Raw genomic sequence first — 25642 nt, 5'->3', positions numbered from 1 at the left:
GAATAAATAAAGTCGGTGATAGCAAAAGCAGTGACAGACCTGGCAGTACACCACCAGTGCTGTACAGGAGCCCTGACGGGATTAAACAGGCTGGTAAAAACCAGTAATTATAATGAGTGGAGTACAAACACAATGTCTAACATCACGAAAAAAAGTTTGATTGCAGCGGGAATACTCACTGCGCTCATCGCCGCCAGCGCCGCGACTGCGGCAGACGTGCCCGCCGGCGTTCAGTTAGCCGACAAGCAAACGTTGGTACGTAATAACGGATCAGAAGTGCAGTCTCTCGACCCGCATAAAATTGAAGGCGTGCCGGAATCGAACGTCAGCCGTGATCTCTTTGAAGGCTTATTAATTAGTGATGTCGAGGGGCATCCTTCACCGGGCGTCGCGGAAAAATGGGAGAATAAAGATTTTAAAGTCTGGACATTCCATCTACGTGAAAATGCGAAATGGTCAGATGGTACGCCTGTCACCGCCCATGATTTCGTTTATAGCTGGCAACGCCTGGCCGATCCTAATACGGCATCGCCGTACGCCAGCTATCTGCAATACGGTCATATCGCTAATATCGATGACATTATCGCCGGTAAAAAACCCGCCACCGATCTGGGGGTAAAAGCGCTTGATGATCACACCTTTGAAGTGACCTTAAGTGAGCCGGTGCCTTATTTCTACAAATTGTTGGTCCATCCTTCAGTGTCTCCTGTACCGAAATCAGCGGTCGAAAAATTTGGCGATAAATGGACGCAACCGGCCAATATTGTCACTAACGGCGCTTATAAGTTAAAAAACTGGGTGGTGAACGAACGTATCGTGCTGGAGCGTAACCCGCAATACTGGGATAACGCCAAAACCGTCATCAATCAGGTAACTTATTTGCCTATCTCTTCGGAGGTGACGGATGTCAACCGCTACCGCAGCGGCGAGATCGATATGACTTATAACAATATGCCGATCGAATTATTCCAGAAACTGAAAAAAGAGATCCCGAATGAAGTTCGCGTAGACCCTTATTTGTGTACCTATTATTACGAAATTAATAATCAAAAAGCGCCATTTAACGATGTCCGCGTGCGTACAGCGCTGAAACTGGCGTTAGATCGCGACATTATTGTTAATAAGGTTAAAAATCAGGGCGATTTACCCGCTTATAGCTACACGCCGCCGTATACCGATGGCGCAAAACTGGTAGAGCCTGAGTGGTTCAAATGGCCCCAGCAAAAGCGTAATGAAGAAGCGAAGAAATTGTTGGCTGAAGCCGGCTTTACGGCGGATAAGCCCTTAACATTCGACCTGCTGTATAACACCTCCGATCTGCATAAAAAACTGGCCATTGCCGTGGCGTCTATCTGGAAGAAAAATCTGGGTGTCAATGTGAATCTGGAGAATCAGGAATGGAAGACCTTCCTGGACACCCGTCATCAGGGCACCTTTGATGTCGCCAGAGCCGGGTGGTGCGCAGATTATAATGAACCGACCTCGTTCCTGAATACCATGTTGTCCGACAGTTCAAATAACACCGCGCATTATAAGAGCCCGGCGTTTGATAAGCTGATTGCCGACACGCTGAAAGTGGCGGACGATACGCAGCGCAGCGAACTCTACGCTAAAGCGGAGCAGCAGTTAGATAAAGACTCGGCTATTGTGCCGGTGTATTACTACGTTAACGCGCGCCTGGTGAAACCCTGGGTGGGCGGGTATACCGGTAAAGACCCGCTGGATAATATTTATGTGAAAAACTTATATATTATCAAACATTAATGGCAAGACATGGGACAACTGCGGTTGTCCCATGGTGTCTTTTTTCATCGCACTATAACGTTCCCTGGCGGATCTGTTTGTCACGTCCGGGAAGTAAAGGCACAGGCCAGAAGGTACGGGCAATGTTGAAATTTATTTTACGCCGCTGTCTGGAAGCGATTCCGACGCTGTTTATTCTTATTACCATCTCTTTCTTTATGATGCGCCTCGCGCCGGGGAGTCCTTTTACCGGCGAGCGCGCATTGCCGCCGGAAGTGCTGGCCAATATTGAAGCAAAATATCATCTGAACGATCCTATCATGACGCAGTACTTCAGCTACCTGAAGCAGCTGGCGCATGGCGATTTTGGACCATCGTTTAAATACAAAGATTACACGGTCAACGATCTGGTTGCCGCCAGCTTCCCCGTTTCGGCGAAACTTGGCGCCGCCGCTTTTTTACTGGCGGTCATTATTGGTGTCAGCGCTGGCGTGATTGCCGCGCTAAAGCAAAATACGCGATGGGATTATACGGTGATGGGATTTGCCATGACCGGCGTCGTTATCCCCAGTTTTGTGGTAGCGCCGCTACTGGTGATGGTCTTTGCGATAACCTTGCAATGGCTGCCTGGCGGCGGCTGGAACGGCGGGGCGTTAAAATTTATGATCCTGCCGATGGTCGCGCTTTCACTGGCCTATATTGCCAGCATCGCTCGTATTACGCGCGGCTCAATGATTGAAGTTCTGCATTCGAACTTTATTCGTACCGCGCGGGCAAAAGGATTACCGATGCGCAGAATCATCTTCCGCCATGCGTTAAAACCTGCGCTGCTGCCGGTTTTATCCTATATGGGGCCAGCCTTTGTCGGCATTATTACCGGCTCAATGGTGATTGAAACTATTTATGGCTTACCGGGCATTGGGCAGCTTTTCGTTAATGGCGCGCTCAACCGCGATTACTCGCTGGTGTTAAGTTTGACCATTTTAGTCGGGGCTCTGACCATATTGTTTAACGCCATTGTCGATGTGCTCTATGCCGTTATCGACCCGAAAATTCGCTATTGATACTGGAGCTCGCGATGATGTTAAGTAAGAAAAACAGCGAGACGCTGGAAAATTTCAGTGAAAAGCTGGAGGTGGAAGGTCGCAGCCTTTGGCAAGATGCCCGTCGGCGCTTTATGCATAACCGTGCGGCGGTGGCCAGTCTTATTGTCCTGTTTCTGATAGCCTTATTCGTGACAGTGGCTCCTATGCTGTCGCAATTTACCTATTTCGATACCGACTGGGGCATGATGTCCAGCGCGCCGGATATGGCGTCCGGTCACTATTTCGGCACTGACTCTTCCGGGCGCGATCTGTTGGTGCGCGTTGCCATCGGCGGGCGTATCTCATTGATGGTCGGGATTGCCGCCGCGCTGGTGGCGGTCATTGTTGGAACGCTGTATGGCTCGCTGTCCGGCTATCTGGGCGGCAAAATTGATTCTGTGATGATGCGGTTGTTGGAGATCCTCAACTCGTTCCCGTTTATGTTCTTTGTGATTTTGCTGGTGACGTTTTTTGGGCAGAACATTCTGTTGATTTTCGTCGCCATCGGCATGGTCTCCTGGCTTGATATGGCGCGTATCGTGCGTGGCCAAACCCTAAGTCTTAAACGTAAAGAGTTCATCGAAGCCGCGCAGGTGGGTGGTGTGTCGACCGCCAGCATTGTGATCCGCCATATTGTGCCTAACGTCCTGGGCGTAGTGGTAGTGTATGCATCGTTGCTGGTGCCCAGCATGATTCTGTTTGAGTCTTTCCTCAGTTTCCTGGGGCTTGGGACGCAGGAACCGTTAAGCAGTTGGGGAGCGTTGTTGAGCGATGGCGCAAATTCAATGGAAGTCTCACCGTGGCTGCTGCTGTTTCCGGCTGGCTTTCTCGTGGTGACGTTATTCTGTTTTAACTTTATTGGCGATGGCCTGCGTGATGCCCTCGACCCGAAAGATCGTTAAGGAGTACAGCCATGAGCTTATCAGAAACCGCAACTCAGGCGCCGCAATCGGCGAATGTACTGCTGGAGGTAAACGATCTTCGTGTTACGTTCGCTACGCCTGATGGTGATGTGACGGCGGTCAACGATCTGAACTTTACGCTTCGCGCTGGAGAAACGTTAGGTATTGTTGGCGAGTCTGGATCGGGGAAATCGCAAACGGCGTTCGCATTAATGGGACTGCTGGCGACGAATGGTCGAATCGGCGGTTCCGCGACCTTTAACGGACGTGAAATTCTTAATCTACCTGAGCGCGAACTGAATACGCTGCGCGCAGAACAGATTTCGATGATTTTTCAGGACCCGATGACCTCGCTAAATCCTTATATGCGCGTTGGGGAGCAGTTAATGGAAGTCCTGATGCTGCATAAAGGGATGAGCAAAGCGGAAGCTTTTGAAGAGTCCGTCAGAATGCTGGATGCCGTAAAAATGCCGGAAGCGCGCAAACGGATGAAAATGTATCCGCACGAATTTTCCGGCGGAATGCGTCAACGTGTGATGATTGCGATGGCGCTGTTGTGCAGGCCGAAACTGCTTATTGCCGATGAGCCTACCACCGCGCTTGATGTTACCGTACAGGCGCAGATTATGACCTTGCTTAATGAGCTAAAGCGCGAATTTAATACCGCCATTATCATGATTACCCACGATCTGGGTGTGGTCGCGGGTATTTGCGATAAGGTCCTGGTAATGTATGCCGGGCGTACCATGGAATACGGTAAGGCGCGCGATGTCTTTTATCAGCCCGTTCATCCGTATTCGATAGGCCTGCTTAATGCGGTGCCGCGTCTGGATAGCGAGGGGGCGGAAATGCTGACGATTCCGGGCAATCCTCCCAATTTATTGCGTTTGCCTAAAGGGTGTCCGTTCCAGCCGCGTTGTCCTCATGCGATGGAGATCTGCAATAATGCGCCGCCACTTGAAGCGTTCAGTCCTGGTCGCTTGCGCGCCTGTTTTAAACCGGTGGAGGAACTGCTATGAATGCTGTGATTGAACAACGTAAAGTTCTCCTCGAAATCGCCGATCTGAAAGTACATTTTGATATCAAAGAAGGGAAGCAGTGGTTCTGGCAACCGCCGAAAACCCTGAAAGCGGTGGACGGCGTTACGCTACGACTGTATGAAGGCGAAACGCTGGGCGTGGTGGGGGAATCCGGCTGCGGCAAGTCGACGTTTGCGCGCGCCATTATTGGTCTGGTGAAGGCGACAGACGGTAAAGTCGCCTGGCTGGGAAAAGATCTGCTGGGCATGAAAGCGGATGAGTGGCGCGAGGTGCGCAGCGATATCCAGATGATTTTCCAGGACCCGCTGGCGTCACTCAACCCGCGAATGACGATTGGCGAAATTATCGCTGAACCGCTGCGCACTTATCATCCTAAACTTTCGCGCCAGGACGTGCGTGACCGTGTGAAAGCCATGATGCTGAAAGTGGGGCTGCTGCCGAATCTCATCAACCGTTATCCCCATGAGTTTTCCGGGGGGCAGTGCCAGCGCATCGGTATCGCCCGGGCGTTGATCCTGGAACCTAAGCTCATTATTTGCGATGAGCCGGTGTCGGCGCTGGACGTTTCTATTCAGGCGCAGGTGGTGAATTTGCTCCAGCAGTTACAGCGAGAGATGGGGCTGTCGTTGATTTTTATTGCGCACGATCTGGCGGTCGTAAAGCACATATCCGATCGTGTCCTGGTGATGTATCTCGGTCATGCGGTAGAATTGGGCACCTATGATGAGGTGTACCATAACCCACTGCATCCTTATACCAAAGCGCTGATGTCGGCGGTACCGATTCCCGATCCCGATCTGGAGCGAAATAAGAAGATACAATTGCTGGAGGGCGAATTACCTTCGCCCATTAACCCACCTTCCGGCTGCGTGTTCCGTACACGCTGTCCGCTAGCCGGGCCAGAATGCGCGCTAACGCGACCGGTGCTGGAAGGGAGTTTTCGCCATGCCGTTTCCTGCCTTAAAGTAGACCCGTTATAATCGCAAGGGCTGACAATTCGTCAGCCCTTCTTGTAGGTGAGGTTACCGTGTCACTTTCTTTGTCGTCGGTTCGCCGTCGTCTTTATCATAATCTGTTCGATTTGACTACGCGCTCAGGTCGCCGTTTTGAAGGGTTATGCGCGCTGTTTGCGCTGCTTAGTGTACTGGTCATTTTTGTTGAATCAGGCGTAGGAACGGAATATCACCTGACATTTGATGAATGGCATATTTTTGTCTGGCTGGAGCTCTGCGTTACCCTGATATTTACCGGTGAATACTTGCTCAGACTGTTTAGCTGGCCCGAACCGGCAAAATACGTTTTTAGTTTCTGGGGATTTATTGATCTGGTGACGATTTTGCCGCTGTACGTCATGTGGCTGTGGCCGGAAATTAGCCTGAACTATATGTTTGCCTGGCGTGCTATGCGAGCGATTCGCGTGCTGCGTATTCTTAAACTGCTACGCTTTATGCCATCTCTGCGCGTATTCTGGAGCGCCATTATTAGCGCGCGTCATCAGCTTATTCTGTTCTATTCATTTATTGCGATCGTGATGATTATTTTCGGTGCCCTGATGTATCTTATTGAAGGACCGAAATATGGCTTCACGACGCTTAATGCCTCGGTGTATTGGGCGATAGTGACAGTCACAACCGTGGGGTACGGTGATATTACGCCGCATACGCCGCTGGGACGTATTGTCGCGTCGGTGCTTATTTTGATTGGTTATTCGGTGATTGCGATTCCTACAGGACTGATTACCACGCACATGAGCAGCGCGTTTCAAAAACGTCACTGGCAGCGAAAATGTCCGCAGTGCCAGCAAAGCCAGCATGAACATAGCGCGCAATATTGTAACCGATGCGGCAGTAAGCTACCGGATTAAACAGGCTTGCCGGAGGGCGCAATCAAACGCCATCCGGCCTGAACCGCTTATTCGCGCCAGAGAATATGGCACAGCTTGTGGTCCTTTTCCCGGCACAGCAGAACGCGGGCGAAAATGTCGTTAATTTCGCCGTCTTCGGTATCCGCCAGGCCAATCACCACCTCGGCAAAAAAGTCTGGATTCAGGTCAAAATCGACGTGCTCTTGCCAGTCTTCAGCGGGATCAAACAACTCCGCGCCGCCGCGCTCCTCGAATTGCAAATTGAACAGAATGATATCAGCCGGATCAAGATTATCCGCCGCCAGCTCAAGAAAAATATCGTAAGCCTGCTCAAGCGTTTCGTCTTCAGTCAGGCGATTGTTCAGATCCATTTCCATAGTGACTACCTGTTTACTCATGTTGGTCACGTTTTACAGCAATGGACTAAAGAAGTAAAACAATCGCTCGGTAATACGCTGCCATAACGGACGTTTTACCCACAAACGCGCATCTAACAGGCGGGAGCGCGAAATATAATCGTCCTGTACCGCAGCCAGATCGGCGCCGAAACCCGTATCATCAATGACCAGCGTAATCTCGAAATTAAGCCACAGGCTACGCATGTCGAGATTCACGGTACCGACCAGGCTCAGTTCGCCATCGACCAGTACGCTTTTGGTATGCAACAGCCCGCCTTCGAACTGATAGATTTTCACGCCCGCCGCCAGTAACTCGCTGAAAAAGGCGCGACTGGCCCAGCCGACGAGCAGTGAATCATTTTTACGGGGCAGGATAATACTGACATCCACGCCGCGCTGCGCAGCGGTACAAATGGCGTGCAGCAGATCGTCGCTGGGGACGAAATATGGCGTGGTCATAATTAAATATTCGCGCGCAGCATAGGTGGCGGTTAATAGTGCCTGGTGAATGAGATCCTCCGGAAAACCAGGACCGGAAGCAATGGTATGAATGGTATGCCCGCTGGCCTGCTCAAACGGCATAATATTCACATCCGGCGGGGGAGGCAGAATGCGTTTACCCGTCTCAATTTCCCAATCGCAGGAGTAAACAATCCCCATTGCTGTCGCCACGGGGCCCTCCATCCGCGCCATTAAATCGACCCATTGCCCAACGCCGGCATCCTGTTTGAAAAAACGCGGGTCCACCATATTCATACTGCCGGTATAGGCGATGTAATTGTCAATCATCACCATTTTACGGTGCTGGCGAAGATCCATACGGCGTAAAAAGACGCGCATCAGATTCACCTTCAGCGCCTCTACGACTTCAATGCCAGCGTTACGCATCATGGCCGCCCAGGGGCTGCGGAAGAAAGCGACGCTACCCGCGGAATCCAGCATAAGCCGGCAGTGGATGCCGCGGCGGGCGGCGGCCATTAACGATTCAGCGACCTGATCCGCCATGCCGCCTGGCTGCCAGATGTAAAATACCATTTCGATATTATGCCGCGCCAGTTGGATATCGCGAATAAGCGCCTGCATGACATCATCGGAGTCGGTAAGCAATTGCAACTGGTTGCCTTTGACGCCCGCAATCCCCTGACGTCGTTCGCACAGCTTAAACAAGGACGATGCGACGCTACTGTTTTCTTGCGCGAAAATGTGTTTGCAGGCTTTGAGGTCATTCAACCATTTGGCGGTAGACGGCCACATGGCGCGGGCACGCTCGGCGCGACGTTTGCCTAAATGCAATTCGCCCACGGACAAATAGGCGATGATCCCGACCAGCGGAAGGATATAGATGATTAATAACCAGGCCATTGCGGAGGGAACTGCGCGCCGTTTCATTAGAATACGTAATGTGACGCCGGCAATGAGAACCCAGTATCCCAAAATGACCAGCCAACTCACCACGGTGTAGAAGGTTGTCATAACTTTAAAAATCCTTTAGAAAGCGTGTTGTTAAGAGTTTACGCGTCAGGATTCACATGGCAAATAAAAACACGGGAAAAGCGCTGGTCTGCATCCGGCGAGGGGGTATAATGGCGCTTCTGTTACAGTGAGAGTCGTAAACATGAAGCGTAGTAGAACGGAAGTGGGGCGCTGGCGAATGCTACGTCAGGCGAGCCGCCGTAAAGCGCGTTGGCTTGAAGGGCAATCACGCCGTAATATGCGTATCCATACCATCAGGAAATGCATCTTTAATCGTCAGCGTAATTCATTACTCTTTGCGATTCACGGTGTGTGAGCCAGAAAGGGCACCGTATGCGGTGCCCAACAGGCCATCCTTTTCAAAAGATCTTCTTATATGGTTTGACCGAAACCTGCGCATAGACGCCCGCTGCGACGTAGGGGTCCGCATCAGCCCAGGATTGCGCCGCTTCTAAAGATTCAAATTCAGCAATCACCGTTGACCCGGTAAATCCGGCTACCCCAGGATCGTTACTGTCCACTGCGGGCATCGGCCCGGCAGTTAATAATCGCCCTTCATCATGCAGAAGTTGCAGGCGCGCCAGATGCGCGGGCCGTACCGAGAGGCGTTTTTCAAGCGAGTTGGCATTATCCTGAGCGTAAATAACATACAGCACGGGTAGAGCTCCTTAATCGGTAAAAGTTGCTGATTACGTTATTGGAAAGGGCATTTAACTGCAATGTAAAGATACCGACTTTGTTAAACATGCACATTTTGTGTGGTGTTTTTGTGCGATATCATCTTTTAAATGCCGCTATCGGCAATGCCTTATTGAATATGATTGCTATTTGCATTTAAAATTCAGCTCTGGTTTTTCAACTGAAACGATTATGACTTCAATGACCCTTGATTTACCTCGTCGCTTTCCCTGGCCGACACTCCTTTCCGTAGGCATTCATGGTGCTGTAGTGGCAGGTTTGCTCTATACCTCGGTACATCAGGTTATTGAATTGCCTGCGCCAGCGCAGCCTATCACGGTGACAATGGTTTCACCCGCTGACCTGGAGCCGCCCCAGGCGGTTCAGCCGCCGCCGGAGCCAGTGGTTGAACCCGAACCGGAGCCAGAGCCGATCCCTGAACCGCCTAAAGAAGCGCCCGTGGTGATTGAGAAAACCAAACCTAAGCCAAAACCCAAGCCAAAACCGAAACCGGAACCGGTGAAAAAGGTTGAAGAGCAGCCGAAGCGCGAAGTCAAACCGGCTGCGCCGCGTCCTGCCTCACCGTTTGAAAATAGCGCCCCGGCGCGGCCAACAAGCAGCACCGCGTCGGCGACCAGCAAGCCGGCGGTGAGCGTGCCCACTGGGCCTCGCGCTCTGAGCCGTAACCAGCCGCAGTATCCGGCGCGAGCACAGGCGTTACGTATTGAAGGCCGCGTAAAGGTGAAGTTTGACGTGACCTCTGCTGGGCGAGTGGAAAATGTACAGATTCTGTCCGCGCAGCCAGCCAATATGTTTGAGCGTGAAGTTAAGAATGCGATGCGCAAATGGCGCTATGAAGCAGGCAAGCCGGGTTCCGGGCTGGTGGTCAATATTATCTTCCGTCTGAACGGTACGGCACAGATTGAGTAATCTCTGGCGCCGCCAGTAGGAATATTACCATCACCTGCTGGCGGCGTAAGCGGGTATACTTAACCCTGAACCGGGAGCGGGCGAGGTTTACCGTCCGGATCGACGGCAACATAAATAAACAGCGCCTCGGTGGCCTTGTAGCGCTGTCCAATCGGTTCTGACGCGACTTTTTTCACCCAGACTTCAATATTTATGCTAATAGACGTCGTACCGCGTTTAACGCAGCGCGCGTAGCAGCATACGACATCGCCAACCGCGACGGGGCGCAGAAATGTCATTCCTTCCACGCGTACGGTTACAACCCGACCGTGCGCGATCTCTTTGGCCAGTATCGCGCCGCCAATATCCATTTGCGACATCAGCCAGCCGCCAAAAATATCGCCGTTCGCATTGGTATCGGCAGGCATGGCCAATGTACGTAAAACCAGCTCGCCCTGAGGAGTATTATCCATTGTTGTCATTGTAAAACCGACTATCAGAAAAAATTACAGCCGCGATGCTACTATGAATTTTGTGTGGAGAATAGAGGGAATAAAGGTACTGACGGGAAAGCGCAGGGCGTAAAGGTGGAGAAAATATCGCCAGGCGTTCGCAGTCTGGCGATGATAAGTCACGGGAGGGTTATGATTTATCTTCCTGTGGCAGATGCCGGTAGATATAGACGCCGCTCAGCAGGGTAAAAATGAGCGTCAGCGCCGTGAGTCCGAAGACCTTAAAGTTAACCCAGATATTTTGCGGCAACCAGAAGGCGATATAAATGTTAGCCAGACCGCACGCAATAAAAAACAGCGCCCACGCCAGGTTCAGCTTTGACCAGACCTGCTGCGGCAACGCCAGTTCTTTACCTAACATACGTTGGATTAACGGTTTTTTCATCACCCACTGGCTTATTAACAGCGCGCCAGCGAACAGCGCATAAATAACCGTCACCTTCCATTTAATAAATTCATCGTTATGGAAGAAGAGCGTCAGACCGCCGAAGACGGCAACCAGAACAAAGGTAATCAGCGCCATCTTCTCTATTTTCCGATAGCGCACCCAGCTATAAATCAGCACGATTGCCGTCGCGACAATCAGTGCGGAGGTCGCCGCATAGATGTCATAAAGTTTATAAAACGCAAAAAAGACAACCAGCGGTAAAAAATCCAGAAACTGCTTCATTCTTCGATTCCATCATCAACGAGCGTCGAATGCGCCGCGTAACGGCGCATTGCGGATTATTGGCGAATCAACATATACAGGCGGAATAAGTAGATAAGCAATACTGCGGAAATCAGATTGCTCAACGTATTCGCCAGTACAGCGCCTACATTTGGGGTCAGTACAGCGAAGCTGGGCGCGAACAGCAATAGCAATGTTTTAGCCAGCAACCAGCCTATCACCGCAGGCGCGACCAGTCTCATGTTAGCCCAGGCTAAACGCATACTGCTGCGCATTGCGGCAAACACGCCCATTTTCTCTTCAACCAACATCACTGGCGCAAGCGCCAGCACAATGGCCATAATAATCCCCGGAACGACAATCAGCATTATACCGATTTGCACTAACAGGGTAGTCAGAAAAATGAGAATAAACAGTTTAGGCAATGCAGGGGCGCTGGCGCCGATAGCGCGCAGCGCGCTAACCCGATGTCCCGCTGAAACTAACTGAATCATCAGGATGATACCGCCGGCCAGAATAGCGTTGCCGATAAGCCCGGAAAACGTCGAGGCGGCAGAGGCGCGCAACAGGATCTGCTGCTGCTCCGGCGTCATATTTTGCACCAGCTCAAACAGGCCAGCGCTGCCTGCCAGATGTTCTCCTTCACTGAGTTGCGCGATTTGCGCATCGCTGGGTGAAAAGGCATGACCTAAGACCACCGTGATAAATGCGCACAGCAACGAAACCAGCAAGATAGTAATAAATTGATTTCGGAAAAAATTTCCGGCGTCACGGTAAACGGACTTCGCCGTGATAGACATGCACTCTCCTTGAGTTTTGCAGGTGTTAATTTGCGGGCAATTGTACCCTGGATAACTCTACAGTGGCAGCATCAGCAGTTGTATGGAAAAGCATATCTTTGTAAAGCGGCGGTAATCCGTATCGCGCGCGGGCGCGATTGCACGCCTCATTCACTTCGCCTCCTTCGCCCGATATCGAAAATTCGCGACAGGTTGAAGGGCGGTTTTCATAAATAGCGCAACTGACGTTTTCACCCGGCGTGCCAATTAGCGCTTTACAGTGCGGCTGTTTTTGGTTGGTGCCGGCCATACAACGTAAAAAAGGGGTAACGGGCTCGGTTAATGATGCCGGAACGCGTCCGCTGGCATCGTCGCCTTCAGCCCAATAAAAGGAGACACGAAAATAGGCACAACAGGCACCGCATGTCATGCATGGGTTAAGAACGCTCATGATTCACCTGCAAAAAACTCACGTATCAATAGATTACAACGGAAATTAATCTGTCCCGCAGTGTTCGCGAATCTTAACGCCACGCGCCATTGCGGGACATTGATTACCTTAGCCAGCCTTTATCGCCAGGGCAACAGAGCAGACAAATATTTGCATAGCGTGAATATGTCAAAATTGATCTGAATTCCTATAACCAGGATTTTCAATACAAGTTCTAAATTAATCTGGATCAATAAATGTTAAATTATAAGAACAAATGTGATCTGTGTTAGATCACTTATTACTTCATTGTGGGTATATTCATCACGCTTTTATAACCATAACGATGGAGCGGGTATGAAAAAATTTACAGTGGCGGCACTGGCGTTAACAACTCTTCTCTCAGGCAGCGCGTTCGCGCACGAAGCCGGAGAATTCTTTATGCGTGCAGGTCCGGCAACCGTCAGACCTACAGAAGGGGCGGGTGGTACGCTGGGGCATTTAAACGGGTTTGATGTGAGTAATAACACGCAACTCGGCCTGACATTCACTTACATGGCGACGGACAATATCGGGGTTGAATTGCTGGCGGCCACGCCGTTCCGCCATAAGGTGGGTACGGGCGCGACGGGCGATATCGCCACGGTCCACCTGTTACCGCCAACGTTAATGGCGCAGTGGTACTTCGGCGATTCCAGCAGCAAAGTGCGTCCTTATGTCGGCGTAGGGGTGAACTACACCACCTTCTTCGATAACGGCTTTAACGATAATGGTAAAAATGCCGGGCTGTCCGATCTGAGCTTTAAGGATTCCTGGGGCGCGGCAGGGCAAGTTGGGGTAGATTACCTGATTAACCGCGACTGGTTAATTGGCGCCTCTGTCTGGTACATGGATATTGATACTACCGCCAATTATAAAATGGGCGGCGTTCAGCATCATGACAGCGTGCGTCTGGACCCATGGGTATTTATGTTCTCGGCAGGCTATCGTTTCTAATCGCGTGATGTTGTGACGAAAAAAGACCCCGCCAGGCGGGGTCAAAAAAGGACATGACACACGGATTTTACTTGTCGGAACTCACTTGTCTTCTTTCGGTTCGCCGCAGCCTAGTTCTGCGCCAGTGAGAGGATCAACGGTGGGGTCCGATTTCGTTCTTTCTGCCATCGCTTTGAGCAGCGCCAGCTGCTCGCGCGGCAATTTCACTGTCGCCAGGCCATCGCCGCCATCAACAGCAGGCATCGGTTCTGCGACATAGTTGAAGTTCTCATCGCTATTCCAGCTACCTCGCGGATCGTCGCCTTGCGACATGTTGTAGTACACGTCGGTATACTGTTCTACTGGCGGTAATTTACCCGGCGGGAAGTTGTTACGAATCGAATACAGCGCCTTTTCAAAAGAGAGCTGGTGCGCGACTTCACGGGTCATTAAGAAACTGAGCGTGTCTTTTACGCCAGGATCGTCGGTCAGATTAATCAGGCGTTCATAAATGATCTTCGCTCGCGCCTCTGCCGCGATGTTTGAGCGTAGATCGGCTGTGACTTCGCCGATAGTATCAATATAAGCCGCGGTCCACGGTACGCCGCCGGAGTTTGTCAACGCAGGGCCGCCGCCATACAGCAGAGAGGTGATATGGCTGTCATTACCATTCTGCGTCAGCGAGCGATAAAGTTCCGCTTCGCTTTCGGTGCCTTCCGCCAGCTCGCCTTTAGCGCCTTTATTAAGCATTCCTACCAGTGAGCCGATAATTTCCAGATGACTCAGCTCCTCGGTGGCGATGTCCATTAACATCTCTCTACGACCGGCATCATCATCGCTTAAACCTTGCGTGAAGTAGCGGCAGGCGGCCGCCAGTTCGCCCTGCGGGCCGCCAAACTGTTCCAGCAGCAGGTTAGCTAATCCAGGATTAGGTTCGCTCACTCGCACTGTATATTGAAGTTGTTTTACGTGTCGAAACATATTGCCTCCTGCTTATTATTTATTTTTTGGCTTCAACGCCATCTGCTTCAGATCGCAGTAAAAATTGTTCCGTTGTCTGCGGAATATGTTTGATAAGCCAGTCAGCCATTTGCATTTCTTCTTTCAGAATGGCTTCAATCGTCGGAATTGAGGCAGTGTCGCCAGCTTTTTTTGCCGCCGCCAGCAGGGAGGTATAACAAGCAATTTCGAACTGCTCGAAAACATAACCGCTAATTGAGCCTTTGACAATTTCATCGGAAGGGAACATGCCACCGATAGATTGCCCCATTGCTGCCATTTTACTCATGGAGTCTTTCAACACCGAACGAGAAATGCCATTACGGTCCAATACTTCTTCGAGCATGGTAATTTGATGTTTGGTTTCACTAATATGTTGTTCAATTCTGGCTTTTATATCCGGATAATTTTCAATACGGCTGGCCATAGATTCAAGCATCGATTCTGCCTGTTTTTCCATGGCATGGGCGTCACGAAGCCAGTCATGATAATGTTCAGTATAATTCATTTTAAATTCCTCAATGCGTGATAATCTGCTCCGATAATAAAATCGGAATCATGCAAGCTGATAATTAAAAATATTATTTCGATTTGCGTTCAGCACTTTTATTAACATTGCTGACTGCTAAATCGGTAAGTTTTAAATCAGTTTGTTTTTCCTCGTCGAGGGTTTCTTTGAGCAGTTTTAATGCTTTGCTATAGCCGAGCTGCTCGGCCAGGGTGGCAAGCGTGCCGTAGCTGGCGATTTCGTAATGCTCGACTTTTTGCGCCGCGGCGATAAGCGCTGCATCGCGTACTTCGTTTTTCTCCGTACTTTCGATGACTTCATTGGCTTCTTCAATCAGCCCTTCCATAGCGACGCATTTCATTCTTTTCAGTTTAATGCCAGATTCAGATTCGACGATCTGATCAATACGTTCAATCTGACCCTGGGTTTCTTCAAGATGAGATTGAAAGGCCTGGCTTAATTTTTCATTGGACGTGGCTCTGGCTAGTTTAGAAAGAGCCTTGGTTAATTGTTTTTCTGCACTATAGGTATCTGAAAGTAGATGGATAAAAAGGTCTTCAACGGTTTTAATATTCATAAATCTAATTCTCCTGGGCAAAATACTGCGAGCCAGAAGACTCGCAGATTGCTTGATAAAAGCATGTGTTATATTTACATTACAGTAAATCAGGAATTATCGGATTTACGTCCGCCGTGACTATTCTGACCACCTTTTTTACCGGCTTCAGAAGCTCGTTGCGGATCGTTTTTGAAATTCCCGCCGCTATGCTGACCGCCTTTGCGGCCCGCTTCAGATGCTTTTTCACGATTCTCGGCGAAATTTCCTGAACCACCACGATGTTCGGCCATATTATTTCTCCTGTCTCGTTGCTTGCTGAAAAAATCGGTTTTAACCGTGTCGACACCCTATTAAAATTAGTTGGTTAAACCGATTAGTCAAATTGACGGAAATAGTTGTGATTTACCGCGTAAATAACACACAAAAAATGGTTTAGAGATAATATATTCTATATTTTCTTTTAGAATAAGCGATTTAACAGAAAATGCTTTGCATTGTTATTAATAACAAGTGTCACTATCTGCGGCAATAGAAACGTTAATGCATTGCTTGTTGACATTTCTTTACATAAAGGTGGGGGAAATTGACGTGAAAACGCTAAATTTTTCGGCGTGATTAGGAGTTTTCTTAACAAAAATTGACTTCAGACTTTTTGAAAGCTGGACAGGGAATAACACCAAAAAGATTGATGATGTACGCCTGAATCGTGATTCTGGTTCGGCGCAACCTCTCATTAAGCCGCCAGCGTTATGCTGACGGCTTAACCCGTTATGCGCGGCTGGCGGCTTTCATCGCTGAGACAAAGGACCTGAGCTCCGCCAACATCTGTTCGGGAGACGTGTGGTTTTTCTCGATAATGTTGACAATGGCTGAGCCGGAGATAGCGCCAGCCGCCCCGGCACGCACGGCCGCAGACACCTGTTCCGGCGAGGAGATACCGAAGCCCTGTAACGCAGGCGCGGCGTGGTACTCTTTAAGCTTCTCAATGAGATGATGCAACGGCAATGCGCCACGGTTTTCCGCGCCGGTGACGCCCGAACGCGAAAGCAGGTAGGTGTAACCGCGGCCGTAAGATGCGACCTGGCGCAGAAGATCGTTATCCGCATTTGGCGGGCAGATGAAGATCGGCGCGATATTATGCCGTAACGCCGCCTGGCGGAAGGGGGCCGATTCTTCAACCGGGACATCTGCGACCAGCACGGAATCTACGCCAACCTGTTCACAACGGGCATAGAACGCATCTATGCCGTTATTGAACACCAGATTCGCGTACATTAGCAGGCCAATCGGAATGGTCGGGTGTTTTTCACGAATCAGCGCCAGCATTTCAAAACACTGAGCCGGCGTGACGCCAGCGGCGAAGGCGCGTAAGTTCGCATTCTGGATAGTAGGGCCATCGGCCAGCGGATCGGAGAAGGGAACCCCCAGTTCCAGAGCGTCGGCGCCAGCGTCAATCAGTGTGTCGATAATTTTCAGTGACTGTTCAATGCCAGGGTCGCCCAGGGTCACGAAGGGGACAAAAGCGCCTTCCCGGCGATCGTTGAGCTGTGCAAATAAATTTTCGTAGCGTTCCATCAGATTTCCCCTCGCGCTTTCAGGATATCGTGTACGGTAAAGATGTCTTTATCTCCGCGGCCAGAGAGATTAACCACCAGCAGTTGCTCTTTTTCCGGCTGCTCGCGCATCATTTTCAGAGCGTGCGCCAACGCGTGGGAGGATTCCAGCGCCGGGATAATTCCCTCATGGCGGCACAACGTTTTGAAGGCTTCCAGCGCCTCATCATCGGTAATGGAGACATAATCCGCGCGTCCGATGCTGTTCAGGTACGCATGTTGCGGCCCAACGGACGGGAAATCGAGCCCGGCGGAAATGGAATAGGACTCTTCAATTTGCCCGTCCGCTGTTTGCATCATCGGCGCTTTCATCCCGAAATAGATGCCAACGCGACCATGTTTAAGCGGCGCGCCATGCTCGCCGGTTTCAATACCGTGACCGCCAGGTTCAACGCCTATTAGCCCGACGCTGGTATCATTAATAAAATCCGCAAACATCCCGATAGCGTTTGAGCCGCCACCGACGCAAGCGATAACGGCATCTGGCAGACGGCCCTCTTTGCCGAGGATTTGCGCTTTCGTCTCTTCGCCAATCATGCGTTGGAACTCGCGAACGATGGTGGGATAGGGATGCGGTCCTGCCGCCGTGCCGAGCATATAGTGCGCGGTTTCGTAACTACCGGACCAGTCGCGCAGCGCCTCGTTACAGGCATCTTTTAGCGTAGCGGAGCCGCTATGAACCGGGATGACCTCAGCGCCCATCAGACGCATACGGAAGACGTTCGGCGACTGGCGCTCAACGTCTTTGGCGCCCATATAGATACGGCATTTCAGACCCAGCAGGGCGCTGGCGAGCGCAGAGGCGACGCCGTGCTGACCGGCGCCGGTTTCAGCGATAATCTCGCTTTTCCCCATCCGTTTGGCCAGCAGCGCCTGACCCAGTACCTGATTGGTTTTGTGCGCGCCGCCGTGCAGTAAATCTTCGCGCTTTAAATACAACGTGGTACGCGTACCGGCGGTAATGTTCTGGCATTTCGTCAGCGCAGTGGGGCGTCCCGCGTAGTTTTTTAGCAGATCGGCGAATTGCGCCTGAAATTCAGGATCTTTTTGCGCGCTGACGAAGGCCTCTTCAAGCTGGTTCAGCGCAGGCATCAGGATCTGCGGCACATACATGCCGCCGAATTCACCAAAGTAGGGGTTGAGAAGTGTTGTCATGTTTTTTCCTTAATATGCGCGCAGTGTCTGAAAAACCGAGGCCAGAAGACGAGCATCTTTGATGCCCGGCTGTGACTCCACACCTGAATTAAAATCGAGACCGGCACAGCCGACTTGCGCCGCCTGGACGCAGTTATCGGCCGCCAGCCCGCCCGCCAGTAACACATTATCCAGCGGTTGCCCCTGTAGCAGTGACCAGTCGAAGCGCTGCCCGCTGCCGCCTTGCCCATTGTCGAAAATGTATTTATCGACATGGTGGTAATCGCGTGCGGGAAGGGCATCGCTAACGCTCAGCGCCTTCCAGATTTGCACCTGTTTGGGCAACGCCTCGCGCAGCGCGTTGACATACGCCTGGTCTTCGCTGCCATGTAGCTGTACGGCAGAAAGCGGCAGGACGGCAGCTTTCTGGCAAACATCGGCGATATCAGCGTCCTGGAAAACGCCGACATACTGCAATGGCGCGGCGCTTATCACTTCTCGCGCCTGCTCAACGCTCACCGCGCGCGGAGATGAGGGTACAAAAATCAACCCGCCATATATTGCGCCAGCGTCACAGGCAGCTTTAGCGTCCTGGGCGCGGGTCAGGCCGCAGACTTTATTCTCGCCAAGCAGCACGCGACGGACGGCGGCGTTAAGATCGTCATGCGCCATTAACGCGGAGCCAATTAAAAAACCGTTGGCGAAGTGGCTCAGTTCGCGTACCTGACCATAGGTGTTAATCCCGGACTCGCTGATGACAGTCACGCCGTGGCCCAGTTTTGGCGCCAGCTGGCGGGTGCGATTCAAATCAATCGACAGATCGCGCAGATCGCGATTGTTGATACCTACCACTTTTGCGCCTAACGCTATCGCGCGCTCCCGTTCTTCGTCATTACTGACCTCCGTGAGCACGCCCATTTTCAGACTGTGCGCGACGGCGGAGAGTTGGCGATACTGTTCGTCATCCAGAACCGAGAGCATCAGTAAACAGGCATCGGCCTGATAGTAACGGGCAAGGTAGATCTGATAGGGATCGATAATAAAATCCTTACACAGAATCGGCTGCGGCGCGCTTTGGCTAACGACCGGCAGAAAATCGAAGCTCCCCTGAAAATATTTTTCGTCGGTGAGCACCGAGATTGCCGAGGCGTAATGTTGATAAATACTGGCAATACGCGCCGGATCGAAATCATCGCGAATCACGCCTTTTGATGGCGATGCTTTCTTACACTCCAGAATAAAGGCGGTACGCGCGCCCTGGAGCGCATCATAAAAATGGCGTGTACTTGGCTGGATCTCATTTTGAAAACTGGCCAGCGGCTGTTGCTGTTTGCGGGCTTCTACCCAAATCGCCTTGTCTGCGACGATTTTCGCTAAAACGGTTTGCATTATTTACCCTCTTGCCGCCAGTGCGGTGACTCTGTCATATGCGGTGCCGTTGCGCAGAACATCAAGCACGGCTTGCGCGTTGGCTTTGAGATCTTCCTGACCATGCAGACGCATCAGCATCGCCACATTGGCGGCGACGGCGGCCTCATGCGCGGCATCGCCTTTACCTTGTAATAACCGCGTCAGAATGTCACGGTTTTCTTCCGGCGTGCCGCCAGCCAACTGATCCTGATGGTAAGGCGTCAGGCCAAAATCCTCCGCCGTAAGTTGATAGCTTTTAATTTCGCCGTCATGCAGCTCCGCGACAATCGTCGGCGCATGGAGCGAAACCTCATCCATGCCGCCGCTATGTACTACCGCCGCGCGCTGATAGCCCAGTACCCTTAAGGTTTCCGCAATCGGCAGCACCAGTTCCGGACTATAGACGCCAATCAATGCCAGCGGCGGATGCGCCGGGTTGATCAGCGGGCCGAGTACGTTGAACAGGGTTCGCGTTTTTAACTGTTGGCGAACCGGCATCGCGTGACGGAATCCGGTGTGATATTTCGGCGCGAACAGGAAACAGACGCCCAGTTCATCTAACGCCTGACGTGATTTATCGGCGTTCATATCCAGATTAATACCGAATGCCGCCAGCAGATCGGATGACCCCGATTTGCTGGACACGCTGCGGTTGCCGTGTTTCGCCACTTTCAGTCCACAGGCCGCCGCGACAAAGGCGCTGGCGGTAGAGATATTGATACTGTTACTGCCATCGCCGCCGGTACCAACGATATCCGCAAACAGATACTCCGGGCGCGGGAACGGGGCGGCATTTTCCAGCAACGCAGTGGCGGCGCCGGCAATTTCATTGGGATGCTCGCCGCGAATTTTCATGCTCACCAGCGCAGCAGCGAGCTGTTCAGGCTTAAGTTCGCCGCGGACGACCGCCGAAAACAACTGATGGCTCTCTTGTTGCGTCAGAGTTTGCGCCTGATAGAGTTTCTCCAGAATCGGCTGTAGGGTGTTGGTCGGTTCCAGCTTTTGCTGCGCCCAGGCTAATGTTTGCTCCAGCAGACGCGCGCCCTGTGTCGTCAGGATGGACTCAGGATGAAATTGAAAACCGCAAACGCGATCCGCATCATGACGTACCGCCATCACCATGCCGTTGAAATGGGCGTTAATGGTCAGCCCGGCAGGAACATTACTGCCGACCAGCGAATGATAACGCGCGACCGGTAGCGGATTCGCCAGCCCGGCGAACATCGCCTGACCGTCATGCTCAATGCTGGAGGCTTTGCCATGCAGGATTTCTCCCGCCTGACCGACATAACCGCCGTAAGCTTCGACAATCGCCTGATGCCCCAGACAAATGCCGACGATCGGTAACTTGCCGCGTAGTCGGGTCAGCAGCTCCGGCATACAGCCTGCCTCGCTGGGAACGCCCGGACCGGGGGAGAGCATTAGCACCGGATTTTTCATTGTCGCCAGGCGATCGATAAGCGTCTGTGCCGGAATATGGTTACGGTAAATCACCACGTTATGACCGTTGGTCCGTAGCTGATCTGCCAGGTTCCATGTAAACGAGTCGATGTTATCGAGCAGCAGAATATCAGCCATCAGAAGGTCTCCTGTGCATGATGCGCGGTGGCGATAGCACGCAATACGGCGCGCGCTTTATTACGGGTTTCATCGGCTTCAGACTGCGGAACAGAGTCCAGCACGATTCCGGCGCCCGCCTGTACGGTGGCGATACCGTTCTCCACCAGCGCGGAGCGGATAACAATACAGGTGTCCAGATCGCCGTGGGCGGTGAAGTAACCGACAGCGCCGCCATAGCTGCCGCGGCGCTGTCCTTCCGCATCGGCAATCAACTGCATGGCGCGTACTTTCGGCGCGCCGCTCAGGGTGCCCATGTTCATGCAGGCGCGATAGGCGTGCAGCGCGTCGAGATCGTGACGCAGTTCGCCCACCACCCGGGAAACCAGATGCATCACGTACGAATAGCGGTCAACTTTTGTCAGATCGGCAACGTAGCGACTGCCCGGCGTACAGATGCGCGCCAGGTCATTGCGCGCCAGATCGACCAGCATCAGATGTTCGGAAAGCTCTTTATGGTCGGTACGCATGTCCAGCTCAATACGGCTGTCGAGATCTCTGTCCAGCGTACCATCGGCGCGGCGACCGCGTGGACGGGTACCCGCGATGGGGTAAATTTCAATCTGACGGCTGGTGGCGTCATATTTCAGCGAGCTTTCCGGCGACGCGCCGAAAAGCGTGAAATCATCATCCTGCATAAAGAACATATACGGGCTGGGGTTGCTCTTTTTCAGCACGTAGTAGGCAGCCAACGGCGACGGGCAGGGCAATGAAAAGCGGCGCGACGGCACCACCTGAAATATCTCCCCCGCGCGGATGGCTTTTTGCAACTGGCGTACCACCGCGCCGAACGCGTCATCGCTCTGATTACATTCGCAGCGCATGTCCGGCACCGGCGTCACTGGCAACGGCGGCGCAGGCTGGGTTAACTGTTGGCTAAGGTACGCCAGGCGGGCGTTCAGGCGCTGTTTTTCCCGGTCGCTGGCGGTGAACAGACTGGCCTGAATACGGGTGCTTTTTTTCTGATGGTCTATCACCATCAGCGTTTCCGCTAAATAAAAGCAGTAGTCCGGGCAGTTATTGCCAGCCTCAAGGTGTGGCAGCGCTTCAAAGCCAGCGACCAGGTCGTAGGCAAACAGACCGCCGAAAAACATAGCCTCCCGCTCTTGCGTCGGTATGTTCACCACTCCCTGTAACAGGCGGAACGCATCAAATACCGACAGAGAGCATAAACGGGCGTCTTCATCTAATAATGGGCTGACGGGCGGAAAGCGTAGAATGCGACCGGCAGGCAGGACTTCGTTCTCCACGCCAGCGGGGAGGGCGGTATCCAGTAGCGGTAATAACGAGGCGCCATTATCAGATAACGCCTGAATAGTGACAGTGTCACCTAGAGCGGTAATGCGCAGCGCACTATCTACCAGCAGCAGGCTTTTTAAATCGTCTTTACTGTCGATATCTGCGGACTCCAGCAGCAGCGTGGCCGGGCGATCGCCGCAGACCTGGTGAAAAAGCGCCGTTGGGTTTTCCCGGTAGGCGGCATCGCAGGTCAACAGTTCGAGCGTGGGTTTTAGTGTTTGCATGGTTATTCTCATTATTTTGTTCAAAAAAAAGCCCGCTTAACAGGCGGGCCGGGTATCGTTTGGCTGATTACAGCTGTTCATACACCGCCCGCTATCAGGAAGTGCGCCACCAACCGTGTAATGCAAATGTCGCTGCCATTTTAGATACCCTCTTCATGTGAACTTTTGTACTAGTTAACTAGTTCGATGGGATAATGTCAACACCTATTTCAGTATATTTGCCGGAACCGTTATGATGTACATGACATACCTTTATCTCTATGGGAGCCGCCTTGAGCGACACGAATTACGCAGTGATTTACGATCTGCACAGTCATACCACGGCGTCCGATGGACTGTTGACGCCAGAAACATTAGTACACCGTGCGGTAGAGATGCGAGTCGGCACGCTGGCGATTACCGATCATGACACCACAGCCGCGATTCCTGCGGCAAGAGAAGAAATTTCACGTTCCGGGCTGGCCCTGAATCTTATTCCCGGCGTGGAGATTTCAACGGTCTGGGAGAATCATGAGATTCACATTGTGGGTCTGAATATTGATATTGCGCACCCGGCAATGCGCGATTTTCTGGCGCAGCAGACACAGCGGCGTCAGGCACGCGGTCGGCTCATTGCGGAGCGTCTGGAAAAAGCCCATATTCCCGGCGCGTGGGAAGGGGCATTGAGACTGGCCAATGGCGGCGCGGTGACGCGCGGCCACTTCGCCCGCTTTCTGGTGGAGTGCGGCAAAGCCGCGACCATGGCGGAGGTTTTTAAAAAATATCTCGCGCGTGGGAAAACCGGTTACGTTCCGCCGCAGTGGTGTACAATAGAACAAGCTATTGATGTCATTCATCATTCTGGCGGTAAGGCGGTGTTGGCCCATCCGGGACGCTACGACCTTAGCGCTAAGTGGCTGAAAAGATTAGTGGCGCATTTTGCCGACCATCACGGCGACGCGATGGAAGTGGCGCAGTGCCAACAATCGCCCAATGAACGCACCCAACTGGCGACGCTTGCGCGTCAGCATCATTTATGGGCATCGCTTGGATCTGATTTCCATCAGCCCTGCCCGTGGATTGAGTTGGGGCGTAAACTCTGGCTGCCCGCTGGCGTTGAAGGCGTATGGCAGACATGGGAACAGCCGCAAATATCACAGTGAGGGAAGTATGAGCCAGTTTTTTTATATCCATCCGGATAACCCACAGCAACGGCTGATTAATCAGGCCGTCGACATTGTGCGTAAAGGCGGTGTTATTGTTTATCCAACCGATTCCGGCTATGCCCTGGGTTGTAAAATTGAAGACAAAGGCGCAATGGAGCGCATTTGCCGCATTCGTCATCTGCCGGACGGCCACAACTTCACGCTGATGTGCCGCGATTTGTCCGAGTTGTCGACCTACTCCTACGTCGACAACGTGGCGTTTCGTCTGATGAAAAACAATACGCCGGGTAACTACACCTTTATCCTGAAGGGGACAAAAGAGGTGCCGCGCCGTCTGTTGCAGGAAAAGCGTAAAACTATCGGCCTGCGCGTACCGTCAAACCCGATTGCGCTGGCGTTGTTGGATACGCTGGGCGAACCAATGCTCTCGACGTCGTTGATGCTGCCTGGCAGCGATTTTACCGAGTCGGACCCGGAGGAGATTAAAGATCGGCTGGAGAAGCAGGTGGATCTGATCATCCACGGCGGTTACCTCGGTCAACAGCCTACCACGGTAATCGATTTGACCAATGACTCCCCGGTGGTGCTGCGCGAAGGCGTCGGCGACGTTACACCTTTCTTATAAGGGCGTAAGTCTGTATACTACGCGGCCTTAAAATGGCGCGGCAACGCGCCGTTCATTCTCCTGTTCGACGCCTGTGAAGGCGACACCTGAAGGAAGCTCTATGAGCGAAAAGTTACAAAAAGTGCTGGCGCGCGCTGGCCACGGCTCTCGCCGTGAAATCGAATCCATTATTGAAGCGGGACGTGTCAGCGTTGACGGTAAAATCGCCACGCTTGGCGATCGTGTTGAAGTCACTCCCGGTTTGAAAATCCGTATCGACGGTCACCTGATTTCGGTGAAAGAGTCGGCGGAACAAATTTGCCGCGTTCTGGCCTATTACAAACCAGAAGGTGAACTGTGTACCCGCAATGACCCTGAAGGGCGGCCAACCGTTTTTGATCGCTTACCGAAACTGCGCGGCGCGCGGTGGATTGCGGTAGGACGTCTGGATGTCAACACCTGCGGGCTATTGTTATTTACCACCGACGGTGAACTGGCGAACCGCCTGATGCACCCTAGTCGTGAAGTTGAACGTGAATATGCCGTGCGCGTGTTCGGTCAGGTGGATGAATCGAAACTGCGTGATTTAAGCCGTGGCGTACAGTTGGAAGATGGTCCGGCGGCATTTAAGACCATTAAATTCAGCGGCGGCGAAGGCATTAACCAGTGGTATAACGTGACGCTGACGGAAGGACGCAACCGCGAAGTTCGCCGACTGTGGGAAGCGGTAGGCGTTCAGGTCAGCCGTTTGATCCGCGTTCGTTACGGCGATATCCCGCTGCCGAAAGGCCTGCCGCGCGGCGGCTGGACTGAGCTCGACCTCGCGCAAACGAACTATCTGCGTGGTCTGGTAGAGCTCCCGCCGGAAACCTCGTCGAAGGTTGCCGTCGAAAAAGACCGTCGTCGTATGAAAGCGAACCAGATCCGTCGGGCGGTAAAACGCCACAGCCAGATAGCTGGCGGACGCCGCTCCGGTGGGCGTAATAACAACGGGTAATCTCTACCGCGGTCTATAGGCTGAGAATCATCAGACAAGAGGGTTTGTGCCGGATGGCGGCGCAAACGCCTTAAT

Annotated in this window: 29 protein-coding genes and 1 other annotated feature; of the genes, 12 read left to right on the top strand and 17 right to left on the bottom strand. The window is 52.3% G+C overall.

What is annotated here, in order from left to right; all coding sequences use genetic code 11:
* Positions 1-132: 132 nt before the first annotated feature.
* From oppA to NA624_RS03625, 6 genes are all read left to right on the top strand, one after another.
* Complete coding sequence (gene oppA, locus NA624_RS03650) at positions 133-1764, top strand: oligopeptide ABC transporter substrate-binding protein OppA (protein WP_001543136.1); 1632 nt, start codon at positions 133-135, stop codon at positions 1762-1764.
* 122 nt (positions 1765-1886) lie between these two features.
* Positions 1887-2807, top strand: a complete 921-nt coding sequence (oppB, locus tag NA624_RS03645) for an oligopeptide ABC transporter permease OppB (RefSeq protein WP_000911097.1) — start codon at positions 1887-1889, stop codon at positions 2805-2807.
* A 14-nt stretch (positions 2808-2821) separates the two neighbouring features.
* Complete coding sequence (oppC, locus tag NA624_RS03640; protein WP_000979653.1) at positions 2822-3730, top strand: oligopeptide ABC transporter permease OppC; 909 nt, start codon at positions 2822-2824, stop codon at positions 3728-3730.
* Between the two features lie 11 nt (positions 3731-3741).
* The gene (locus tag NA624_RS03635) at positions 3742-4749 is read left to right on the top strand and encodes an ABC transporter ATP-binding protein (protein WP_000058861.1); all 1008 of its coding nucleotides are present in this window, start codon (positions 3742-3744) and stop codon (positions 4747-4749) included.
* Positions 4746-5750, top strand: a complete 1005-nt coding sequence (gene oppF, locus NA624_RS03630; protein WP_000994697.1) for a murein tripeptide/oligopeptide ABC transporter ATP-binding protein OppF — start codon at positions 4746-4748, stop codon at positions 5748-5750. The genes NA624_RS03635 and oppF overlap by 4 nt, the downstream gene beginning before the upstream one ends.
* Before the next feature lie 47 nt (positions 5751-5797).
* Positions 5798-6634 (top strand): ion transporter, encoded by an 837-nt coding sequence (locus NA624_RS03625; protein ID WP_000059074.1) that lies wholly within the window; start codon positions 5798-5800, stop codon positions 6632-6634.
* A gap of 47 nt (positions 6635-6681) precedes the next feature.
* Here NA624_RS03625 and NA624_RS03620 read toward each other — a convergent pair whose 3' ends face one another.
* A complete protein-coding gene (locus NA624_RS03620) occupies positions 6682-7011 on the bottom strand; it encodes an HI1450 family dsDNA-mimic protein (RefSeq protein WP_000425070.1) in 330 nt (109 codons plus the stop codon).
* A 33-nt stretch (positions 7012-7044) separates the two neighbouring features.
* A complete protein-coding gene (gene cls, locus NA624_RS03615; protein WP_000206886.1) occupies positions 7045-8505 on the bottom strand; it encodes a cardiolipin synthase in 1461 nt (486 codons plus the stop codon).
* Positions 8506-8647: 142 nt separating this feature from the next.
* On the opposite strand from cls, the gene NA624_RS03610 reads away from it, so the two are divergent.
* The gene (locus NA624_RS03610) at positions 8648-8821 is read left to right on the top strand and encodes a YciY family protein (RefSeq protein WP_001531561.1); all 174 of its coding nucleotides are present in this window, start codon (positions 8648-8650) and stop codon (positions 8819-8821) included.
* Between the two features lie 43 nt (positions 8822-8864).
* Here NA624_RS03610 and NA624_RS03605 read toward each other — a convergent pair whose 3' ends face one another.
* Positions 8865-9161, bottom strand: coding sequence for a YciI family protein (locus tag NA624_RS03605; RefSeq protein WP_000967605.1), 297 nt, complete (start codon positions 9159-9161; stop codon positions 8865-8867).
* A gap of 223 nt (positions 9162-9384) precedes the next feature.
* Here NA624_RS03605 and tonB point away from each other — a divergent pair, with 223 nt between their 5' ends.
* Positions 9385-10113, top strand: a complete 729-nt coding sequence (gene tonB, locus NA624_RS03600) for a TonB system transport protein TonB (protein WP_023376765.1) — start codon at positions 9385-9387, stop codon at positions 10111-10113.
* A 59-nt stretch (positions 10114-10172) separates the two neighbouring features.
* Here tonB and yciA read toward each other — a convergent pair whose 3' ends face one another.
* The 4 genes from yciA to NA624_RS03580 all read right to left on the bottom strand — a co-directional run bounded on the left by yciA (position 10173) and on the right by NA624_RS03580 (position 12504).
* Positions 10173-10574 carry an acyl-CoA thioester hydrolase YciA gene (yciA, locus tag NA624_RS03595; RefSeq protein WP_000210317.1) on the bottom strand — a complete coding sequence of 134 codons (402 nt, stop codon included), beginning with the start codon at positions 10572-10574 and terminating at the stop codon, positions 10173-10175.
* A gap of 160 nt (positions 10575-10734) precedes the next feature.
* A complete protein-coding gene (locus NA624_RS03590) occupies positions 10735-11274 on the bottom strand; it encodes a septation protein A (RefSeq protein WP_000808682.1) in 540 nt (179 codons plus the stop codon).
* A gap of 56 nt (positions 11275-11330) precedes the next feature.
* The gene (locus tag NA624_RS03585; protein ID WP_000028507.1) at positions 11331-12074 is read right to left on the bottom strand and encodes a YciC family protein; all 744 of its coding nucleotides are present in this window, start codon (positions 12072-12074) and stop codon (positions 11331-11333) included.
* A gap of 25 nt (positions 12075-12099) precedes the next feature.
* Positions 12100-12504 (bottom strand): YkgJ family cysteine cluster protein, encoded by a 405-nt coding sequence (locus tag NA624_RS03580; RefSeq protein ID WP_000114955.1) that lies wholly within the window; start codon positions 12502-12504, stop codon positions 12100-12102.
* 336 nt (positions 12505-12840) lie between these two features.
* Between NA624_RS03580 and ompW the strand changes: the two genes are divergently transcribed.
* Positions 12841-13479, top strand: a complete 639-nt coding sequence (ompW, locus tag NA624_RS03575; RefSeq protein ID WP_000714801.1) for an outer membrane protein OmpW — start codon at positions 12841-12843, stop codon at positions 13477-13479.
* A gap of 81 nt (positions 13480-13560) precedes the next feature.
* Here the strand turns inward: ompW and NA624_RS03570 are convergent, their stop codons facing one another.
* From NA624_RS03570 to trpL, 10 genes are all read right to left on the bottom strand, one after another.
* Positions 13561-14439: a manganese catalase family protein gene (locus NA624_RS03570; RefSeq protein ID WP_000488353.1), complete on the bottom strand. Its 879-nt coding sequence runs from the start codon at positions 14437-14439 to the stop codon at positions 13561-13563.
* A 19-nt stretch (positions 14440-14458) separates the two neighbouring features.
* Positions 14459-14965 carry a ferritin-like domain-containing protein gene (locus NA624_RS03565; protein WP_001109977.1) on the bottom strand — a complete coding sequence of 169 codons (507 nt, stop codon included), beginning with the start codon at positions 14963-14965 and terminating at the stop codon, positions 14459-14461.
* A 73-nt stretch (positions 14966-15038) separates the two neighbouring features.
* The gene (locus NA624_RS03560) at positions 15039-15542 is read right to left on the bottom strand and encodes a YciE/YciF ferroxidase family protein (protein ID WP_001022826.1); all 504 of its coding nucleotides are present in this window, start codon (positions 15540-15542) and stop codon (positions 15039-15041) included.
* Between the two features lie 89 nt (positions 15543-15631).
* Positions 15632-15814 carry a general stress protein gene (locus NA624_RS03555; protein WP_000807657.1) on the bottom strand — a complete coding sequence of 61 codons (183 nt, stop codon included), beginning with the start codon at positions 15812-15814 and terminating at the stop codon, positions 15632-15634.
* Positions 15815-16292: 478 nt separating this feature from the next.
* Positions 16293-17099: a tryptophan synthase subunit alpha gene (gene trpA / locus NA624_RS03550; RefSeq protein ID WP_000443034.1), complete on the bottom strand. Its 807-nt coding sequence runs from the start codon at positions 17097-17099 to the stop codon at positions 16293-16295.
* On the bottom strand, positions 17099-18292 hold the full coding sequence (gene trpB, locus NA624_RS03545; protein WP_000209487.1) for a tryptophan synthase subunit beta: 1194 nt from the start codon (positions 18290-18292) through the stop codon (positions 17099-17101). The genes trpA and trpB overlap by 1 nt, the downstream gene beginning before the upstream one ends.
* A gap of 9 nt (positions 18293-18301) precedes the next feature.
* The gene (gene trpCF / locus NA624_RS03540) at positions 18302-19660 is read right to left on the bottom strand and encodes a bifunctional indole-3-glycerol-phosphate synthase TrpC/phosphoribosylanthranilate isomerase TrpF (protein ID WP_001195293.1); all 1359 of its coding nucleotides are present in this window, start codon (positions 19658-19660) and stop codon (positions 18302-18304) included.
* Positions 19661-19663: 3 nt separating this feature from the next.
* Complete coding sequence (gene trpD / locus NA624_RS03535) at positions 19664-21259, bottom strand: bifunctional anthranilate synthase glutamate amidotransferase component TrpG/anthranilate phosphoribosyltransferase TrpD (protein ID WP_000763497.1); 1596 nt, start codon at positions 21257-21259, stop codon at positions 19664-19666.
* On the bottom strand, positions 21259-22821 hold the full coding sequence (gene trpE, locus NA624_RS03530) for an anthranilate synthase component I (protein WP_001194069.1): 1563 nt from the start codon (positions 22819-22821) through the stop codon (positions 21259-21261). The genes trpD and trpE overlap by 1 nt, the downstream gene beginning before the upstream one ends.
* 22 nt (positions 22822-22843) lie before the next feature.
* Positions 22844-22939, bottom strand: a sequence feature (Trp leader region).
* Entirely contained in the window at positions 22916-22960 is a 45-nt protein-coding gene (gene trpL, locus NA624_RS03525; protein WP_010989026.1) for a trp operon leader peptide, read from the bottom strand. It overlaps the preceding feature by 24 nt.
* Before the next feature lie 121 nt (positions 22961-23081).
* On the opposite strand from trpL, the gene rnm reads away from it, so the two are divergent.
* The 3 genes from rnm (at position 23082) to rluB (ending at position 25567) form a co-directional block, all read left to right on the top strand.
* Positions 23082-23963 (top strand): RNase RNM, encoded by an 882-nt coding sequence (gene rnm / locus NA624_RS03520; protein ID WP_000500452.1) that lies wholly within the window; start codon positions 23082-23084, stop codon positions 23961-23963.
* Between the two features lie 7 nt (positions 23964-23970).
* On the top strand, positions 23971-24591 hold the full coding sequence (locus tag NA624_RS03515) for an L-threonylcarbamoyladenylate synthase (protein WP_000077250.1): 621 nt from the start codon (positions 23971-23973) through the stop codon (positions 24589-24591).
* Positions 24592-24691: 100 nt separating this feature from the next.
* Positions 24692-25567, top strand: coding sequence for a 23S rRNA pseudouridine(2605) synthase RluB (rluB, locus tag NA624_RS03510; protein WP_001291233.1), 876 nt, complete (start codon positions 24692-24694; stop codon positions 25565-25567).
* Positions 25568-25642 lie beyond the last annotated feature (75 nt).

Source organism: Salmonella sp. NW38 (genome assembly GCF_051807745.1).
GTDB classification, from domain to species: Bacteria; Pseudomonadota; Gammaproteobacteria; order Enterobacterales; family Enterobacteriaceae; genus Salmonella; species Salmonella enterica.
Note: the sequence above shows the minus strand (reverse complement) of the source record. Positions and strands in the feature narration are given on the sequence as shown.

Excerpts from the sequence above, each read along its gene's own strand:
- oppA (WP_001543136.1), top strand. The coding sequence starts at position 133 with ATGTCTAACATCACGAAAAAAAGTTTGATTGCAGCGGGAATACTCACT.
- oppB (WP_000911097.1), top strand. The coding sequence starts at position 1,887 with ATGTTGAAATTTATTTTACGCCGCTGTCTGGAAGCGATTCCGACGCTG.
- oppC (WP_000979653.1), top strand. The coding sequence starts at position 2,822 with ATGATGTTAAGTAAGAAAAACAGCGAGACGCTGGAAAATTTCAGTGAA.
- NA624_RS03635 (WP_000058861.1), top strand. The coding sequence starts at position 3,742 with ATGAGCTTATCAGAAACCGCAACTCAGGCGCCGCAATCGGCGAATGTA.
- oppF (WP_000994697.1), top strand. The coding sequence starts at position 4,746 with ATGAATGCTGTGATTGAACAACGTAAAGTTCTCCTCGAAATCGCCGAT.
- NA624_RS03620 (WP_000425070.1), bottom strand. The coding sequence starts at position 7,011 with ATGGAAATGGATCTGAACAATCGCCTGACTGAAGACGAAACGCTTGAG.
- cls (WP_000206886.1), bottom strand. The coding sequence starts at position 8,505 with ATGACAACCTTCTACACCGTGGTGAGTTGGCTGGTCATTTTGGGATAC.
- NA624_RS03610 (WP_001531561.1), top strand. The coding sequence starts at position 8,648 with ATGAAGCGTAGTAGAACGGAAGTGGGGCGCTGGCGAATGCTACGTCAG.
- tonB (WP_023376765.1), top strand. The coding sequence starts at position 9,385 with ATGACCCTTGATTTACCTCGTCGCTTTCCCTGGCCGACACTCCTTTCC.
- yciA (WP_000210317.1), bottom strand. The coding sequence starts at position 10,574 with ATGACAACAATGGATAATACTCCTCAGGGCGAGCTGGTTTTACGTACA.
- NA624_RS03590 (WP_000808682.1), bottom strand. The coding sequence starts at position 11,274 with ATGAAGCAGTTTCTGGATTTTTTACCGCTGGTTGTCTTTTTTGCGTTT.
- NA624_RS03585 (WP_000028507.1), bottom strand. The coding sequence starts at position 12,074 with ATGTCTATCACGGCGAAGTCCGTTTACCGTGACGCCGGAAATTTTTTC.
- NA624_RS03580 (WP_000114955.1), bottom strand. The coding sequence starts at position 12,504 with ATGAGCGTTCTTAACCCATGCATGACATGCGGTGCCTGTTGTGCCTAT.
- ompW (WP_000714801.1), top strand. The coding sequence starts at position 12,841 with ATGAAAAAATTTACAGTGGCGGCACTGGCGTTAACAACTCTTCTCTCA.
- NA624_RS03570 (WP_000488353.1), bottom strand. The coding sequence starts at position 14,439 with ATGTTTCGACACGTAAAACAACTTCAATATACAGTGCGAGTGAGCGAA.
- NA624_RS03565 (WP_001109977.1), bottom strand. The coding sequence starts at position 14,965 with ATGAATTATACTGAACATTATCATGACTGGCTTCGTGACGCCCATGCC.
- NA624_RS03560 (WP_001022826.1), bottom strand. The coding sequence starts at position 15,542 with ATGAATATTAAAACCGTTGAAGACCTTTTTATCCATCTACTTTCAGAT.
- NA624_RS03555 (WP_000807657.1), bottom strand. The coding sequence starts at position 15,814 with ATGGCCGAACATCGTGGTGGTTCAGGAAATTTCGCCGAGAATCGTGAA.
- trpA (WP_000443034.1), bottom strand. The coding sequence starts at position 17,099 with ATGGAACGCTACGAAAATTTATTTGCACAGCTCAACGATCGCCGGGAA.
- trpB (WP_000209487.1), bottom strand. The coding sequence starts at position 18,292 with ATGACAACACTTCTCAACCCCTACTTTGGTGAATTCGGCGGCATGTAT.
- trpCF (WP_001195293.1), bottom strand. The coding sequence starts at position 19,660 with ATGCAAACCGTTTTAGCGAAAATCGTCGCAGACAAGGCGATTTGGGTA.
- trpD (WP_000763497.1), bottom strand. The coding sequence starts at position 21,259 with ATGGCTGATATTCTGCTGCTCGATAACATCGACTCGTTTACATGGAAC.
- trpE (WP_001194069.1), bottom strand. The coding sequence starts at position 22,821 with ATGCAAACACTAAAACCCACGCTCGAACTGTTGACCTGCGATGCCGCC.
- rnm (WP_000500452.1), top strand. The coding sequence starts at position 23,082 with ATGGGAGCCGCCTTGAGCGACACGAATTACGCAGTGATTTACGATCTG.
- NA624_RS03515 (WP_000077250.1), top strand. The coding sequence starts at position 23,971 with ATGAGCCAGTTTTTTTATATCCATCCGGATAACCCACAGCAACGGCTG.
- rluB (WP_001291233.1), top strand. The coding sequence starts at position 24,692 with ATGAGCGAAAAGTTACAAAAAGTGCTGGCGCGCGCTGGCCACGGCTCT.